A 15,936-nucleotide genomic window follows, 5' to 3' on the forward strand; every position below is an offset into this window, starting at 1 on the left:
GGGGTGGGGTACCGGCAGGGGTTCGGGAAGTGGGGTTCGACGCCCGTACACTCCCAAAGCGGGGCTATGGCAACCCATAACTCTGCCTTATGACCTCATAAGCCCGACCCGCCTACCGACTTAGGCTTGCCTTACTTTAGGCTTGCCCCTGAGAACCACACCGTCCCCGAAGGGAACCTGAACATGCCGCGCCCTCTGCGGGTAGCCATTGTCGGAGCCGGCCCTGCCGGCATCTACGCCGCCGACGCCCTGTTGAAGTCAGCGGCGGCTGCCGATCCGGGGGTGTCCATCGACCTGTTCGAGCGCATGCCGGCCCCCTTCGGTCTGATCCGATACGGCGTCGCCCCCGACCACCCCCGCATCAAGGGCATCGTCAACGCCCTCCACCAGGTGCTCGACAAGCCGCAGATCCGACTCTTCGGCAATGTCGACTACCCGCGGGACATCGACCTCGACGAGCTGCGTTCGTTCTACGACGCGGTCATCTTCTCCACGGGCGCCACCGCCGACCGTGCCCTGGACATCCCGGGCATCGACCTCGAGGGTTCGTACGGCGCGGCCGACTTCGTCTCCTGGTACGACGGCCACCCCGACGTGCCGCGCACCTGGCCGCTCGAAGCGGAGAAGGTCGCCGTCCTCGGCGTCGGCAACGTCGCCCTCGATGTCGCGCGCATCCTGGCGAAGACCGCCGAGGAGCTGCTGCCGACGGAGATACCGGCGAACGTCCACGACGGGCTCAAGGCCAATCGCGCCAAGGAGATCCACGTCTTCGGCCGCCGCGGCCCGGCCCAGGCGAAGTTCAGCCCGATGGAGCTGCGGGAGCTCGACCACTCGCCGTCCATCGAGGTCATCGTGAACCCCGAGGACATCGACTACGACGACGGCTCCATCGAGACCCGGCGCGGCAACAAGCAGGCCGACATGGTCGCCAAGACCCTGGAGAACTGGGCGATCCGCGACGTCGGCGACCGGCCGCACAAGCTGTTCCTGCACTTCTTCGAGTCGCCCACCGAGGTGCTCGGCGAGGACGGCCGCGTCACGGGTCTGCGTACGGAGCGCACCGAGCTCGACGGCACGGGCAACGTCAAGGGCACCGGCGCCTTCACGGACTGGGACACCACAGCGATCTACCGCGCCGTCGGCTACCTCTCCGACGAACTGCCCAAGCTGCCCTGGGACATCGCCTCCGGCACCGTGCCGGACGAGGCCGGCCGGGTCATCGAGGAGGGCGGCGAGCACCTGCAGTCCACGTACGTGACCGGCTGGATCCGGCGCGGCCCCGTGGGCCTCATCGGTCACACCAAGGGTGACGCCAACGAGACGGTGGCCAGCCTCCTGGCGGACCACGCCGCGGGCCGGCTGCACACGCCGATGGCTCCCGACCCGGATGCCGTCGACGCGTACCTCGCCGAGCGCGAGATCCGCTACACCACGTGGGACGGCTGGTACCGGCTCGACGCCGCCGAGAAGGCACTCGGCGAGCCCGAGGGCCGCGAGCGCGTCAAGATCGTCGAGCGCGAGGGCATGCTGGACGCCAGCGGCGCCTAGCCTCCGGCTCCGGCTCCCTCTCCCGCTCACCCGAGCCGTACGCATCCCCGCCCCCGGGCGGCCGCGTACGGCTCGGGCGCGTTTATGGCTCGGGCGGTCGCGTACGGCCCGGACGGTCGCTACGGCTCGGGCGGGAACCCACCCCGCGAAACGCGGACCCCGGTACGGACATGGCGGCCATACTGCCCCCATGCCCCACACCACACCTTCCGTGCGCGCCTCGTGGAACCGGATCGACGCCTGGCTGCGGACCCACGCGCCGGAGTCGTACGCGCGGCTCGCCCCGCCCGCCGACCCCGATCAAGTCGCCTGGGCCGAGCAGGAGATGGGCCTGCGCTTCCCGCCCGACCTGCTCGAGTCGCTCGCCTGCCACAACGGCCTGACCGGTGCGACCGGCACCGTCGGCCCGCTGCCCGGGAAGCCGCCGCTCACCGTCGAGCAGATCGTCGCCCGTTGGCGCGGCCGCATGGAGCTGCTCACGTTCATGGCGGCGCGGGAGCACGCGGGCGACGACGAGGCCCCCGACTGGCACGCCCAGTGGATTCCGTGGGCGGAGAGCGACGGCGACGCGCAGGTCATCGACGCGCGGGACGGCGCGACCCAGGGCTGGGTGGGGACGGTGTTCCACGACGACGCCGGGATCCAGGACGCGGACTGGTCGTCGCTCGGCTCCTACCTGCACGATGTCGCCGAAGTCCTGGAGCACGGCGGCAAGTTGGGCCGCTCCGTCCCGTATCTCACCGACGGCGGCGAACTCCACTGGGACCTCGAAGGGACGACCGCCCTCGGCCGCACGCCCCTGACTCCCGCCCCGACAACGGGAACCGGGCCGACGACGGGATCCGGGCCGGCGCCGGACACGGACTGAGACGGGCACGGACTGAGGAGGACCGCCCGTCCGGCCCCGCCCGCCGCCCGCGCGTTCAGTCGTGCGGAAGGATCACCGCCCGCCCCTGGATCGCCCCCTCGTGGAGCCGTTCGTACGCCCGCGGCGACTCGTCGAGCGCGTACTTCTCGACGTGCACCTCGACCGCTCCTGCGCGGGCCAGGTCGAGCACCTCGATCAGCTCGGACCGGCTGCCCCAGTAGGGCGAGCACACCGACACCTCGTACGGCAGGGCGCCGAAGCCGACGGGCAGGGCGCCGCCGCCGAGGCCGACGATGGTGATGTCGCCCTCGACCGCGGCCATCGCCCCCGCGGACGTCACGGTCGGCTGGGCGCCGACGAAGTCGAGGACGACCTCGGCCCCGCGGCCGTTCGTCAGGTCGCGGACCGCCGACGCGGCCGCCGCGTCGGACAGCACCGCCTCGTGCGCGCCGACCGCGCGGGCCAGTTGGAGCTTCTCCTCGGTGACGTCCAGGGCTACGACGCGCGTCGCGGTCATGGCGCGCAGCAGCTGAATGGCGACGTGCCCGAGCCCGCCCGTGCCGATCACCACGGTCGTGCTACCGGGCACCAGCTTGGGCAGCGACCGCTTGATCGCGTGGTACGGGGTGAGTCCGGCGTCCGTCAGGGGCACGGCCTGTACGGGGTCGAGGTCGCCGAGGGGGACGAGGTGGCGCGGGCTGTCCACGATCATGTACTCGGCGATGGCACCTGGAGCGCCGAGTCCGGGCGGCCGGATGCCGAGCTCCGCCGCGCGCAGACAGTAGTTCTCCTTGCCCTGCGCGCAGGTGAAGCAACTCCCGCAGCCCCACGGCCCGTAGACCGCGACGGAGTCTCCGGCCTCGAAGTCGGTGACGCCGTCACCGAGGGCGGCGACGGTGCCGACCCCTTCGTGCCCGAGGGTCAGCGGCAGCGCGAAGGGAAGCTCATCGGCGGGCCAGCTCATGACGGCGATGTCGGAGTGGCACACCCCGGCAGCGGTGACCTTCAGCAGCACCTGTCCGGGGCCGGGTTCCGGATCGGCGACCGTGACGACCTCGGGCGCAGCGCCAACGGCGCGGTACTGCAGTGCCTTCATGAGACGTTCCTTCCATCGGGGGGGGCGTGGGCGGCGCGCGCGGTGCGGGAGTCGGCTGCCAGGGCGCGACGGGCCGCGACGGGCCGCGGCACCGGCGGTGATACGTACCCCCTTCGGCCCGCCCTTCCGTACCGCCGTACCAGTGAGCGCCCCCGGCCGGGCGCGGGTCAGGGGCTGTCGCCCGTCCAGTCCCAGCGCGCGGGCTCGCCGGAGCGTGGCCCGTACAGCGCGCGTCCGCCGCCGAATCTGCCGAGCTCCGTCTCCAGGGCGGCACCGGCGTCGAGCGCGTCCTGTGTCCAGCCGGTGATGTCGAGCAGCAGTCCGTCCAGCGGGCCGCCGACCAGCTCGGCGTACGTACGCCCCGGTTGGGGTCCCTGCCGGGGGTCGTCGTGGTCCTGGCCGTAGACCCGGCCGCGCAGCAGTTCCTCGTCCCTGTTCATGTCGCTGTCCATGTCCCACAGGTTCGCAGCCGCCACTGACAATCGGCCGTCCGCGAGCCGGGGCGGGATCTCAGTACGCCCCGATCGACCAGAAGACGCCCACCTCGTCGGTGGAGACCGCGATGACGCCGAGCTCCTCGTAGAAGTCGAAGCCGCCCACGGAGGCGTTCGTGAGGAAGCGGTGGCAGGGGGTGCCCGCGAGGCCCGCGTCGAGGAAGTGCGGGTCCTGGCCGGTGGCCGCCACGGTCGCGTTGGTCCAGAAGCGCGCGGCGGGCCCGTACCGGTCGAGCAGGGTGCGGGCGTAGTCGAGGAGGGCGTCCCGGTCCGGACGGGAGCGGACGGGGACCGGCTCCGACTGCCATTCCTCCGCCATGACAGTCACCGCTTCGACGGCCGCCGCCGGCGTCAAAGGGTGCAGCCGCTCGTGGATCTGCCCGGCGGTCCACCGGTCGAAGGGGTACGTGGGCAGTTCCGCGCGGACGGGGTTCGTACGGTCCGAGTCGATGCGGAGCAGGCCGCGCGGGTCGGCGGTAGAGCGGTCCAGTACGGCGAGTACGTCGTGCGCCCAGTCGTCGTGCCGACGCGGGCCGGTGGCGACGAAGGTGTACGGATCGTCGAGCAGCCGGAGCGCGGCCGCGTTCCACGGGCTGCGGCTGGTCCACAACTCCCGGAGCAGCTCGCCGACTTGGCGGCAGTGCTCGTCCTTCGACGTGCGCGGGATGTTCCGCAGTCGGGCGAGGGCCCGGCGGGTCAGGTCGTCCGTTCCGCCCGCGCGCAGGGCGAGCGGGAGCTCCGGGAGCAGGGTGCCCGATCCGTCCCGCCCCGACTGCCACACCGCGTCCAGGTAGTCCTCCAACAGGTCTTCGACGAGGTCGGGCGCGGGAGGGTCCGCGGGAGGGTCGACGGGTGATTGCGGCATGCCGGGCACCTTATGCGAGCCCTGACACCGAGGGGCGACTCCAAAAGGTCCAGGCCTTCACTTGGCGAACGGTCGAACCCGGTTCTGTTGCGGTGTGGCTTCACCTCTTGACTCGGCCGAGGCGACCGAGTTTGCTGCGATGCAATCCGGCCGCATCGTCGCGGCCACATCAGGGAGGCAACCGGATGAACTCGCGTATGCGATGCGTGGCCGCACCTTGCGTCGCATCCGTCCTGCTGGTCACGGTCTCGGGCTGCGGCGGGATGCTGTCCGGGACGGCAGACAGCGCCACAAGCCCGCCGCCCCGCAAGGGCAACGACGTGACGATCGGGCTGCTGCTGCCCGAGCGGGAGACGGCCCGCTACGAGAAGTTCGACCACCCCATCATCAAGGAGCAGGTGGCCGAACTGACCGACGGCAAGGGCGAGTTGGTATACGAGAACGCCGACGAGGACGCGACCCTGCAGAACCGGCAGATGCTGTCGATGATCGCCGACAAGGTGGACACGATCATCGTGGACGCGGTCGACGCGCACGCCATCGCCGGCGCCGTACGGGCGGCGAAGGACGCGGGCGTCCACGTCATCGCGTACGACCGGTTGGCCGAGGGGCCGATCGACGCGTACATCGGCTTCGACAACACGCTGGTGGGCGAGGTGCAGGGCAAGGCGCTCGTGGACGCGCTCGGGGAGAAGGCGAGCAGGAAGAGCAAGGTCGTCATGATCAACGGCTCGCCGACCGACCCGAACAGCGCCGAGTACGAGAAGGGTGCGCGCAGCAGGCTCTCGGTCAACGTGACCATCGCCAAGTCGTACGACACCGCGGGCTGGAAGCCGTCGACGGCGAAGGCGTCCATGGAGCGGGCGATCTCCGATCTCGGCGCCAAGAACATCGACGCGGTGTACTCCGCGAACGACGGGATGGCGGGCGGCATCATCCAGGCCCTGAAGGAGGCCGGGGTGTCCCCGCTGCCACCGGTGACCGGACAGGACGCGGAACTCGCTGCCGTACGACGGATCCTGACGGGTGATCAGTACATGAGTGTGTACAAGCCATATACACAAGAGGCCGCTACCGTAGCCGAGATGGCGGTACGGGTCTCGCAGGGGCGCAACATCGAGTTCGAGGCGATGACGGCCGACCATGTGGACAGCCCGACCGACAAGGAAATCCGGGCGCACCGCGTGGTGGTCGAGCCGCTGACCCGTGACAACGTCAAGAGCACCGTGGTCAAGGACGGGATCTTCAAGGTGTCGGAGATCTGCACGGCGCGGTACGCGACGGCTTGCGCCGAGGCGGGGCTCACCTAGTGTTCCCGCCCCAGGACCCGCTGCTGATCGGCCGGCAAGCCGGTGAGGACGAGTGCCTCGCCGGCCAGATCCCCTGACTCATCCAAGCAGAGCGCGAGGCACCGTCACCGCCGCCGCAGTCACCATCTGGTTCCGTGCGTGAGCCGAACGAGGCTCACCCGACGTCGGCCATGACGAGCATGGCCGTCTGTGCGTCGGCCTCCGCGACAGGGGCGCCGCCCGGAGCCCAGACGGAGGAACGGCCGCAGCCGGTCCACGGCCCTGCCGGTCCGACATGGTTGGCCATCACGACGTACATGTTCAAGTCTTTGGCGATGCCCGGATAGATCGCCGCGAGCTCATCAACTCCACCGCCAGTGCCGTACAGCGAGCTGGCCAGGTGCACCTGACACTCATCAGCGGACCCACGCGCGGTCAGGTCGGGAAAGTGGTTGTCGTAGCAGGTGGCGAGCGCGAAGCGCACACCTCCGAACTCGAATCGCCCATCGTGCTGCCCGGCCACGAAGGCCGCCTGCTCATGCTCGAACAGGTGCTGCTTCCGGTAGCTCGTGAGCAGCTCGCCGTCGGCCCCGAAGACCAGCGTCTCAATCGCAGGCCGTGGCCCGTCGGTGGCTGCTACGCAATTGACGACGGTGGCAATGCCGCTCATCCGGACCAGGTCCAGGCGCGGATCTTCCGCCGTCGCCCAGAGACCAGGATCAGCGAGTACGGCATCGAGCTCGTACCCGGTCAAGGCCAGCTCGGGAAACACCACGAGCTCTGCACCCTGAGCGCGAGCCTGGCCTGCGAGGACTGTCATCTGCCGGACGTTGGCGGCCACATCAACCGGAACACAGGTGAACTGACCTGCTGCAATCTTCATGGAGTTCCATCCTGCCACCCCACAAGCTTCCAGCTCACAGCGGGTGCCTGCCATGACCCATGATTGATATAGCCCATGTCCGGAGGCTCAGCTCGCGTGGTGGTCGACCGCCGAAGTTCGACAAGACCGACTACCGCGAACGCCACGCTGTCGAGTGCGGGATCAACCGCCTCAGTCCCCTAGTGCACCAACACCTGCGAGAGCCCGACCCGCCCCTCGCCCGTGATCCGGATCCTGACGTGGCGCGTGCTGGTGTCGAGGGTGAGGAGTGTGGGGCGCAGTGCCTTGCCCTCGACGTGGACCGTGCCGGAGTCGGTGATCACGTCGAAGTCGGCCGTGGTCATCGCGGAGTCGTTCCAGATCTCGACAGAGCGGACCTCGCGTGCGGCACCCAGGTCGAGGTCCCACCAGGCGCCCGGTTCGGCGAGGGTGCGGGTGTCGGTGGTGGTGTCGCCGTCGATGGCGCGGGCGGCCGTGGCAGTGCCGTCCGTGGAGGACTGGGTGGCGGTGCCGGTGCGGGCGAGGTCGGCTTCGAGCTGCTCGACCGGCCCGCTCTCGGCGCCGGCGCTACGGGCCACCTCGACGGCCGCGTCCGGCAGCCGGTCGAGCCCGGTGAGGTTGTCCTCCATCACCGAGCCGCGGCCGCTGAGGGCGGGGGCCGCGGTGTCGGACCAGTTGCCGCGTGCGGTGTTCTCGATGCCGTAACCCGCCCAGTTGGACACCCACTTGTAGCCGATGCGCGTGATGACGTTCCGCTCGACGCGGATGTGCGAGGACTGCTCGTCGAGGTAGATGCCGTTGCCGTCGCGCTCGGTGTTGCCGTACGCGGAACGGTTGATGTAGTTGCCGGAGATCACCGTGCCGGGCTGGTCGCCCTGGGTGTAGATCGCACCGCCGTCGTGCTGCTCGTGGGCGACCTCCATGACGCTCGTGATGCGGTTGCCGGTGACGCGGTTGTCGCGCAGCACCGACTTCTGGGCCTCGGGCTGGTTCCAGCCCCAGCCGACGGAGATCCCGGAGTAGGGCAGCCGGTCCAGGGTGTTGTGGTCGACCGTCAACTCCCGTTCGTAGCCCGCCCAGATGCCCACGGCGTCGGTGTACTCCACCCCGGTGTGCCGGATCGTGTTGTACGACACCGTGTTGCGCTCCCCCACGAGTTCGCTGTCCGGTATGGGTTCCGTGTCGCCGACGTACAGCGCGCCGGAGGACAGGTCGGTGAACGAGGACCGGGTGACCGTCGAGTCCTTCGTGCCCGCCTCCAGGACCGCGCCCGCGCCGCCCGACTGCGTGAACTGTGCCCGGTCGACGGTGACTTGACGACCGCCCCGGACCGTGAGGGCTGCCGACGGCTTGGTGTAGTAGCGGCCCGCGTGGTCGACGGGGCCGGTCTCGCTGGTGAGGGTGAGGCCCGCCTGGGTGCCCGCGTACCCCTCGTCGGTGTCGGGCTGACGGTAGGCGGCGTGGGCGAAACCGATGCCGCGGAGCGTCACGTCGTGCACGCCGTCCATGACCAGCAGTTGCTCGGTGTGCGGGGTGACCACCTGGGCGGTGCGCAGGTCCTCGCCCTTGCGCGGCAGATAGGTGACGGTGCGCTCCTGCGGGTCCCAGACGAACTCCCCTTGTTTGTCGAGGAGTTCGGGCGCGTTCTCGAAGAACGCGACACCACTGTAACGGGCCGAGTCGACGGTCGTGCTGTCCCACGCGGGGCCGGTGCGGTCCGTGCCGCTGGAGGAGTTGGTCCAGCACGGCCGGGCGAACGCGAGGGTGTCGCCGCTGACCGCGCTGATCCGGCAGTGGTAGTTCCGCCAGCGGACGCGGATCACCGCCTCGGCCGCGGTGGGCCGCCGCCAGTCGGCGACCCCGGTCGCCCGCGCGCCGGTCATCCCGCTCGCCGTGGCGTCACAGACGCTTGCCGCACAGGCCGCGCCCCGCGCGCGGACGGCCCGTTCACCGTCGACGAAAAGCTGACGCGGGGTGACGCCGTCGGGCACCTTCGCCGTCCAGGTGCCGTTCGCTCCTGCCGACCAGCCGGTCAGGGCCCGCCCGCCGGAGAGCACGGGGCGGGCGCCGGGTGCCGCCGTCCAGGTCACAGTGCGGGCCTCGTGCCCCGAGTCCTGCGCGCCGAGCTTCAGCGGACGGTTCATGGCGTACGTGCCGTCCTTGAGCCTGATCTCGACGTCCCCGCTCTCCGTGCGGGCCTCGTCCCGTACCTGTTCGAGGGAGCACGGCCGGGTGTCGGTGCAGTCGCCGCCTCCGCCGTCCGGTGCGGCGTAGAGGGCGCGGGCCCCGGACCCGGCCGACGCGGACCCGGCCTGTGCCGCTGCAGTCGGGGTCGGGGCGGTGAGGACTGCGGTGAGGACCGCGGTGAGCACGGCTCCTACGGCGAGGGGGACGGTGGCGGCTCTGGCACGCAGGCGGGTTCGGGTACGTGGGGGCGTTCCGGTGCGCGGTGGGACTCCGGTGCGCGGGGGCGTTCCGGTGGATCCGGATCCAGTGCGCTGCGGGTGGCGTCTCATGCGGCTGCCGCCTTCCGGTCGGTCGGGATGGCCGTCGATGTCCGGTCCGGGGGCTTCGGGACGCGGTCGCGCAGGGTGGGTGCGGCCCGCAAGTTAGTAAGCGGTTTCTATTACGTCAATAGGTCGGAGGAAAGAGCCAGTACCGACCAACCTCTTGCGGAGTGACGGCAGTTGCTCCCAAGCTTCCCTCACCCCACCCACCCACAGACCTCCTACGTCTGCCGGTTTCAAGGGAGTTGAGGATGCATCCGTCGACCACCTCTTCCACGCTCGGCCGCCGGACCGCACTCACCCTGCTGGCGGGGGCGGGCGCGGCGACGGCTCTCGGCGGGACCTCTGCCTCCGCCCACGCCGCAGCCGACGCCGACGCCGACGAGGCAGGTGAGGCGGGCGGTGCGGGCGAGGACGACTACGCCACGCTTCTCGCCCGCGCCGAACTCCTGCTCACGGGCGGGGACTTCGACCCCACCGATACCGATCTCGCCGCGGCGCTCGGCCGCCTTGACGCGGCCGCCGGTGAGCTGTGGTCGAGCCTCGACCGGTCCGCCGAGCGCACCGCGCTCTGGGCCGACCTCTCTCCCGTCACCGCGCCCGGCAACTTCGGTCAGAGCTACACCCGGCTGCGCACCCTGGCCACGGCATGGGCCACCATCGGGGCCCAACTCGCCGGTTCTGCCGATGTATTGGGCGCACTCGTCTCGGCGCTCCGGTTCCTGCACGACCGCGCCTACCACGCGTCGGCCACGGAGAGCGGCAACTGGTGGTTCTGGGAGATCGGCGCACCGCGCGCACTGCTCGACACCTGCGTGCTGTTGCGCGAGGTCCTGCCGGCCGCTGACCTGGCCGACTACCTGGCGACGGTCGACCGGTTCGTGCCGGACCCGGACCGGCGCACCAACTCCCCCACGCTCTCCGAGACGGGGGCGAACCGGGCCGACAAGTGCGTGATCGTCGCCCTGCGCGGGCTGCTCGGCCAGGACACCGCCAAGGTCGCGCTGGCCCGCGACGGGCTCTCCGACACCCGCGACGCGGGCCGCAACAGCCTGCTGAAATATGTCAGTTCAGGGGACGGGTTCTACGAGGACGGCTCGTTCGTGCAGCACGACGCGGTCGCGTACACGGGTTCGTACGGCAGTGTGCTGCTCGCCGGTGCCGCTCTGCTGCTCACCCTGCTCGCCGACTCGCCGTGGGCGGTGACCGACCCGAAGGTGTCCGTCGTCCGCGAGGCGGTGGAGCGCTCGTTCGCCCCGCTGGTCTTCGACGGCCTGATGATGGACTCCGTCCGCGGGCGTGCGGTGTCCCGTGAGCGTTCCGTGGACAGCACGGCGGGTGCCGAGGTGATTTCCAGCGTCCTGCTGCTCGCCGCGGGCGCCCCGGCGGCATACGCGGAGAGGTGGCGCGCGACGGTGAAGGGCTGGATCGAGCGCAACGACAGCCATCCGTATCTGGCCGTCGCATCGGTCCCGCAGGTGGCGCGGGCGAAGGAGCTGCTCGCGGACGACGGAGTCCGCCCCGCCCACCGGATGACCGGGCATGTCGTCCTCGCCGACATGGACCGCGTGGTGCACCGCAGGCCGCGGTGGGCGTTCGCGCTGTCGCTGTCGTCGCGGCGGATCGCCGGGTACGAGGCGGGCAACGGCGAGAATCTGCACGGCTGGTACACCGGCGACGGGATGACCTACCTGTATCTCGACGACGATCTGGGGCAGTTCGGTGACGGCTTCTGGCCGACCGTCGACCCGTACCGCCTGCCGGGCGTCACCGTCGACACCCGGCCCCGCGCGGATGCGGGCACCGGCGGCGGCACGAGCCTGTACCGGCCCTCCAACACGGTGGCGGGCGGTGCGAGCGTCGACGGCCGGTTCGGGGTGGCCGCGATGCGACTGCTCGCGGCCGGCAGCACCCTGCGGGCGCACAAAGCGTGGTTCTTCCTGGACAACGCCGTGCTCGCACTCGGCGCGGGCATCTCCGCCGAGGACGGCCGCACCGTCGAGACGATCGTCGAGAACCGCAACCTCGGCACATCGGGCGCCCCCACCCTCCTGATCGACGGCACCGAGCAACCCTCGTCACAGGGCTGGTCGTCGACCTTCGACGGCGCCCGGTGGGCCCATGTCGCAGGCGTCGGCGGCTACGTCTTCCCCCCTTCCGCCGGTTCCGCCGGTGGCGCCGGTGGCGCCGCGCTGCACGCGCTGCGCGAGGAGCGCACCGGGACCTGGCGGGCCATCAACACCGGGGCGGACACGGGCGGCAGCCCCACGCCCGTCACCCGCCGCTACCTCACTCTCCGCCTCGACCACGGCACCTCCCCCTCGGACGCCGGCTACGCCTACGCCTTGCTCCCGCACGCCACCCCCGCGGCCACGGAGAGCTGGGCCGACGCCTCGCCCGTCCGGATCGTCGCCAACTCCCCTTCCGTACAGGCCGTCGAGGCTCGCAGGGACGGGCTGACGGCGGCGCACTTCTGGCAGGCGGGCGGCGTGGCGGGCCTCACCTGCGACGGCCCGGCATCGGTGCTCGTCCGGCGCGGGGACGCCGGCATCTCCCTGGCCGTCGCCGATCCCGGCCGTACGGCGGACCGGGTCACGCTCGAACTCCCCTTCCCCGTACGGTCGGTGGAGAGCGCGGACGCCTCGGTGGCCGTGGTGGTGGGGCGGCGCCCACGGGTCACGGTGGACGTCGGAGGGTCGCGGGGGCACAGTCATCGAGCGCTGCTGAGGTGACCCACACCGCACGGCGTCGCCCAGGGGCCTCAGGGGCGGCGATCGACCATGAGTTTGAACGGGAAGGGCGCGCTGTGATCGCATGATCCGGTGATTGCGAACGAACAGCCCGAAGACTCCACGGCCCACCTTCCGGGGGCGCGTACCTCCGACGACAACTCGGCCCGTACGGGCGGGAGTTCGGCCCGTACGGGAACCGGCCCGGCATCTGAGGCCGAGCGGGACGCCGGCGCGCCCGCGGGGCGGAAGTCCCGTGGGCGGCGCATCGTGCGCCGGACGGTGAAGACCGTGGGCGCCCTGGCCGTCGTGCTTGCGTTCCTCGCGCTCGGTGACCGCTGGGCCGTGCTGTACGCCGAGAACCTGGCCGCGCAGGAGGTCCAGAAGGCGCTGAAGCTGCGGGCCGCGCCCGAGGTGCACATCGACAGCTTCCCGTTCCTCGCGCAGGTCGTCGCGGGCGACCTCGACCGCGTCGAGGTGAACGTGCCGGACGTGCCCGCCGGGCCGGTGTCCGTCGCGCAGGTCGACGTCGGCGTCGACGACATCCGGCTCGTCGGCAGCCTGCCAAGCTCGGTCAAGGGCGCGGTGCTCGGCCGGGTACGCGGCGATGTGTTCCTCGCCTTCGACGACCTGAACCGTGAAGTCGGCGCCTCCCAGGTGAAGTTGGCACCCGGCCGGGCCGCGAACACGGTCATCGCGCGGGGCGAGATGCCGGTGGGCGACAAGCGGGTGAACATCCGGGCGCGGGCCGAGATGCACCGCGTGGGCGAGCGTGGCGTGAAGATGACCGTGGCCGGGGCGCGCCTCGAAGTGCCGGGACTGCTCACCTACACGCCCGGCAAGGGCGGCGGCCTGCAGCTCGCGGCGCCCACGGCCGGCAAGGTGGACGAGCGGGAGCTGCAGCGGGCGACGGGGCAGCGGACCCGCCCCGACCAGCTCCTGAAGGGCCGGGCCCTGGACGCGCTGGTCGAGCACCCGGCACTCCTTGAGCCCACGGGCATCGACCCGTCGCTGATCGAGGGCCTGCGCAAGGTCCAGGAGCCGAAGGTCGCCGAGGCGATGGAGTTCTCCGCCCGGCTGCCCGACGACATGCCGGTCGACCTGCGGCTGCGCGATCTCAGGGTGACGAAGGACGGCGTACTCGCGGAGCTGTCGGGCAAGGAGGTCGCGGTCGGCTAGCTCTCCAGAGGTCCGGTAGAGGTCCGGCGGAACGGTTGAGGCCCGTGGGGCGCGGTGTCAGGGCCGCGCCCCACGGGCCGTTCTGTGTCCGCCGTCAGGGGGCGGGTGTGGTGATGCGCAGGATCGCCTGGCGGGTCAGCGCACGGTGGTGGGGGTCGGGTTCCAGGGCGCGGTGCAGGGTCAACCCCTCGATGAGGGCGTCGAGTTGGCGGGCCGTGTCCGGGTCGAAGTGCCGTTCGAGGAGTTCGCGGCTGCGCCGCATCCAGGCCTGGGTGAGCTGCCGGTACTCGGGGCGGCGGGCGGCCAGGGTGTACAGCTCCTGGGTGAGGACCAGATCGCGGCGCGGCCCTTCGGACAGGGTGTGTACGAGGTCCGTCACCGCCGTACGGGCCTCGTCGGGCCCCGCCACGCCATCGAGGTGCTGCTCGAAGACGGCCACGATGTGGTCGGCGAAGCCGGTGAAGGCCTCGCGGAGCAGCTCGTCGATCCCGCCGAAGTGGTACGTCATCGAGCCGAGCGGCACCCCGGCGCGGGTGGCGATCCTGCGGTGCGAGACACCGGCGACGCCCTCGTCGGCGATGTGGTCGAGGGTGGCGGCGAGGATGCGTGCGCGCCGCTGCGGGTCGGTGTGTCCGGTGGCCATGGCGGTCCGCCCTACAGCTCGCGTACGGGTCGTGCGGGGTTGCCGACGGCGACGACGTCGGCGGGGATGTCCTTGGTGACGACCGAGCCGGCACCGATGACGCTGTTGTCGCCGATGGTCACGCCGGGGCAGACGATGACGCCGCCGCCCAGCCAGACGTTGTCCCCGAGGGTGATGGGAAGCGCGGCCTCCAGCTTGTCGCGGCGCGGGCCCGGCTCCAACGGGTGGGTGGGGGTGAGGAGTTGGACGTTCGGTCCGAGCAGGCAGTCCTCGCCGATGGTGATGCGGGCGACGTCGAGGGCGGTCAGGTGGTAGTTGACGAACGTGTGGGCGCCGATGCTGATGTTGCTGCCGTAGTCGACGTACAGCGGCGGCCGGACCTCCACTCCCTCGCCCACCTCGTCGAGCAGGTCGTCGAGGACCGGCCTGGCCTTGTCCGGGTCGTCGAGGAACTCGGTCCCGTAGCGCGCCGCGAGCCGCATGGCGTGCTGCTGTCGGCGGGCGATCTCGGGGTCGTCCGCGATGTAGAGGTCGCCCGCGAGCATCCGCTCCAGCTGGGTGCGGGGGTCGTCGGCACAGTGATCCGTCGGCATGCGTACGACCGTACACCCTGGAGCGTACGACCGTACACTCACCGTTTCCGCGGCTGCGGCGATCCCGGCTCCGGCTCCGGTGGCGGTTCCGGTTCCGGTTCCGGTTCCACCAGGACGCAGCGGGTGCCCGAGTAGATCGTCGGCATGCAGCGGTTGCAGTGGATGCACAGGGACTCGGTCGTCCGGTCCTTCGCGATGCGCCGGATCAGGTCGGGTTCGCGCAGCAGCGCCCGGCCCATCGCCACGAACTCGAAGCCCTCGGCCATCGCCCGGTCCATGGCGTCCCGGCCGGTGATGCCGCCGAGCAGGATCAGCGGCAGGTCGAGTTCGGCACGGAACTGGCGGGCCGAGTCGAGCAGGAACGCCTCCTGGTACGGGTAGGTGCGCAGGAACCGTCCGCCGAGCAACCGCACGGCCGCGCGCACCGGTTGGGGGAACACGGCGGCGAAGTCGGACACGGGCGCGTCCCCGCGGAACAGGTACATCGGGTTGAGCAGCGAGCTGCCCGCGGTCAGCTCAAGGGCGTCGAGCGAGCCGTCCTCCTGGAGCCACCGGGCGACCTGGATGCTCTCGTCCAGCCAGATCCCGCCGGGTACGCCGTCCTCCATGCTGAGCTTCGCGAGGACCGCGATCCGGTCCCCCACCTCGGCCCGCACCGCACGCGCCACACCACGGGCGACCTCGGCACGTGCGGCGAGCGAGCCGCCGTACCGGTCCGTGCGCTTGTTGAGTCTGGGGCTCAGGAAGGCGCTGGCGAAGTAGTTGTGCCCGAGGTGGATCTCCACGGCGTCGAAGCCCGACTCGACGGCGATCCGCGCCGCGTCGGCGTGCGCGCGGGTGATCCGCGCGATGTCGGCCTCGGTCGCGGCCCGTGTGGTCCGCATGCTGAGCGGGTTGAGCATCCGTGCCGGTCCCAGCGCGGGCCGCCGGTTGGAGCGGGCGTCGGCGACCGGCCCGGCGTGCCCGATCTGGGCCGAGACCGCGGCCCCCTCGGCGTGCACGGCGTCGGTCAGGCACCGAAGGCCGGGTACCGCCTCGGGCCGCATCCAGATCTGCCGCCGCTCGGTGCGCCCTTCGGGGGCGACCGCCAGATACGCGACGGTGGTCATCCCGACACCGCCCGCGGCGGGTCGCCGGTGGTACTCGACGAGCCGGTCCGTGACCAGCGCGTCGGGGGTGGCGCCCTCGAAGGTCGCGGCCTTGATGATCCGGTTGCGCAGGGCGAGAGGGCCGAGGCGGGCG

13 protein-coding genes are annotated in these 15,936 nt (G+C 71.3%); 5 read left to right on the forward strand and 8 right to left on the reverse strand.

Annotated elements, in window-relative coordinates; genetic code table 11:
• Window positions 1-183 precede the first annotated feature (183 nt).
• Both GUY60_RS20100 and GUY60_RS20105 read left to right on the forward strand, forming a co-directional pair.
• Complete coding sequence (locus tag GUY60_RS20100) at window positions 184-1,548, forward strand: FAD-dependent oxidoreductase (protein ID WP_161699801.1); 1,365 nt, start codon at window positions 184-186, stop codon at window positions 1,546-1,548.
• A 190-nt stretch (window positions 1,549-1,738) separates the two neighbouring features.
• A complete protein-coding gene (locus tag GUY60_RS20105; RefSeq protein ID WP_161699803.1) occupies window positions 1,739-2,416 on the forward strand; it encodes an SMI1/KNR4 family protein in 678 nt (225 codons plus the stop codon).
• 55 nt (window positions 2,417-2,471) lie between these two features.
• On the opposite strand, the gene GUY60_RS20110 is transcribed toward GUY60_RS20105, so the two are convergent.
• The 3 genes from GUY60_RS20110 to GUY60_RS20120 all read right to left on the reverse strand — a co-directional run bounded on the left by GUY60_RS20110 (window position 2,472) and on the right by GUY60_RS20120 (window position 4,871).
• Window positions 2,472-3,512, reverse strand: a complete 1,041-nt coding sequence (locus tag GUY60_RS20110) for an NAD(P)-dependent alcohol dehydrogenase (protein ID WP_161699805.1) — start codon at window positions 3,510-3,512, stop codon at window positions 2,472-2,474.
• Between the two features lie 167 nt (window positions 3,513-3,679).
• Entirely contained in the window at window positions 3,680-3,952 is a 273-nt protein-coding gene (locus tag GUY60_RS20115; protein WP_161699819.1) for a hypothetical protein, read from the reverse strand.
• A gap of 70 nt (window positions 3,953-4,022) precedes the next feature.
• Entirely contained in the window at window positions 4,023-4,871 is an 849-nt protein-coding gene (locus GUY60_RS20120; RefSeq protein ID WP_246235309.1) for a hypothetical protein, read from the reverse strand.
• Between the two features lie 185 nt (window positions 4,872-5,056).
• Between GUY60_RS20120 and GUY60_RS20125 the strand changes: the two genes are divergently transcribed.
• Complete coding sequence (locus tag GUY60_RS20125) at window positions 5,057-6,181, forward strand: sugar ABC transporter substrate-binding protein (protein WP_246235311.1); 1,125 nt, start codon at window positions 5,057-5,059, stop codon at window positions 6,179-6,181.
• A 154-nt stretch (window positions 6,182-6,335) separates the two neighbouring features.
• Here the strand turns inward: GUY60_RS20125 and GUY60_RS20130 are convergent, their stop codons facing one another.
• Together GUY60_RS20130 and GUY60_RS20135 are read right to left on the reverse strand one after the other, a co-directional pair.
• On the reverse strand, window positions 6,336-7,043 hold the full coding sequence (locus tag GUY60_RS20130) for a carbon-nitrogen hydrolase family protein (RefSeq protein ID WP_161699807.1): 708 nt from the start codon (window positions 7,041-7,043) through the stop codon (window positions 6,336-6,338).
• A gap of 179 nt (window positions 7,044-7,222) precedes the next feature.
• Complete coding sequence (locus tag GUY60_RS20135; protein WP_312866359.1) at window positions 7,223-9,415, reverse strand: right-handed parallel beta-helix repeat-containing protein; 2,193 nt, start codon at window positions 9,413-9,415, stop codon at window positions 7,223-7,225.
• Window positions 9,416-9,801: 386 nt separating this feature from the next.
• Here GUY60_RS20135 and GUY60_RS20140 point away from each other — a divergent pair, with 386 nt between their 5' ends.
• Both GUY60_RS20140 and GUY60_RS20145 read left to right on the forward strand, forming a co-directional pair.
• A complete protein-coding gene (locus tag GUY60_RS20140) occupies window positions 9,802-12,282 on the forward strand; it encodes a polysaccharide lyase 8 family protein (protein WP_161699811.1) in 2,481 nt (826 codons plus the stop codon).
• A 90-nt stretch (window positions 12,283-12,372) separates the two neighbouring features.
• Window positions 12,373-13,458 (forward strand): LmeA family phospholipid-binding protein, encoded by a 1,086-nt coding sequence (locus tag GUY60_RS20145; RefSeq protein WP_312866360.1) that lies wholly within the window; start codon window positions 12,373-12,375, stop codon window positions 13,456-13,458.
• Window positions 13,459-13,552: 94 nt separating this feature from the next.
• Here the strand turns inward: GUY60_RS20145 and GUY60_RS20150 are convergent, their stop codons facing one another.
• The 3 genes from GUY60_RS20150 to GUY60_RS20160 form a co-directional block, all read right to left on the reverse strand.
• Window positions 13,553-14,101: a TetR/AcrR family transcriptional regulator gene (locus GUY60_RS20150; RefSeq protein WP_161699813.1), complete on the reverse strand. Its 549-nt coding sequence runs from the start codon at window positions 14,099-14,101 to the stop codon at window positions 13,553-13,555.
• Window positions 14,102-14,112: 11 nt separating this feature from the next.
• A complete protein-coding gene (locus tag GUY60_RS20155; RefSeq protein ID WP_161699815.1) occupies window positions 14,113-14,694 on the reverse strand; it encodes a sugar O-acetyltransferase in 582 nt (193 codons plus the stop codon).
• A gap of 38 nt (window positions 14,695-14,732) precedes the next feature.
• Window positions 14,733-15,936, reverse strand: a 1,204-nt coding sequence (locus tag GUY60_RS20160) for an NADH:flavin oxidoreductase (RefSeq protein ID WP_161699817.1), incomplete at its 5' end; no start/stop codon positions are given.

The organism is Streptomyces boluensis (assembly GCF_009908195.1).
In the GTDB taxonomy this organism is placed as follows: domain Bacteria; phylum Actinomycetota; class Actinomycetes; order Streptomycetales; family Streptomycetaceae; genus Streptomyces; species Streptomyces boluensis.

What these genes read in the sequence shown, in the direction of transcription:
- GUY60_RS20120 (WP_246235309.1), bottom strand. Translation starts at nt 4,871, where the DNA reads ATGCCGCAATCACCCGTCGACCCTCCCGCGGACCCTCCCGCGCCCGAC.
- GUY60_RS20100 (WP_161699801.1), top strand. Translation starts at nt 184, where the DNA reads ATGCCGCGCCCTCTGCGGGTAGCCATTGTCGGAGCCGGCCCTGCCGGC.
- GUY60_RS20110 (WP_161699805.1), bottom strand. Translation starts at nt 3,512, where the DNA reads ATGAAGGCACTGCAGTACCGCGCCGTTGGCGCTGCGCCCGAGGTCGTC.
- GUY60_RS20130 (WP_161699807.1), bottom strand. Translation starts at nt 7,043, where the DNA reads ATGAAGATTGCAGCAGGTCAGTTCACCTGTGTTCCGGTTGATGTGGCC.
- GUY60_RS20140 (WP_161699811.1), top strand. Translation starts at nt 9,802, where the DNA reads ATGCATCCGTCGACCACCTCTTCCACGCTCGGCCGCCGGACCGCACTC.
- GUY60_RS20150 (WP_161699813.1), bottom strand. Translation starts at nt 14,101, where the DNA reads ATGGCCACCGGACACACCGACCCGCAGCGGCGCGCACGCATCCTCGCC.
- GUY60_RS20155 (WP_161699815.1), bottom strand. Translation starts at nt 14,694, where the DNA reads ATGCCGACGGATCACTGTGCCGACGACCCCCGCACCCAGCTGGAGCGG.
- GUY60_RS20125 (WP_246235311.1), top strand. Translation starts at nt 5,057, where the DNA reads ATGAACTCGCGTATGCGATGCGTGGCCGCACCTTGCGTCGCATCCGTC.
- GUY60_RS20105 (WP_161699803.1), top strand. Translation starts at nt 1,739, where the DNA reads ATGCCCCACACCACACCTTCCGTGCGCGCCTCGTGGAACCGGATCGAC.
- GUY60_RS20115 (WP_161699819.1), bottom strand. Translation starts at nt 3,952, where the DNA reads ATGAACAGGGACGAGGAACTGCTGCGCGGCCGGGTCTACGGCCAGGAC.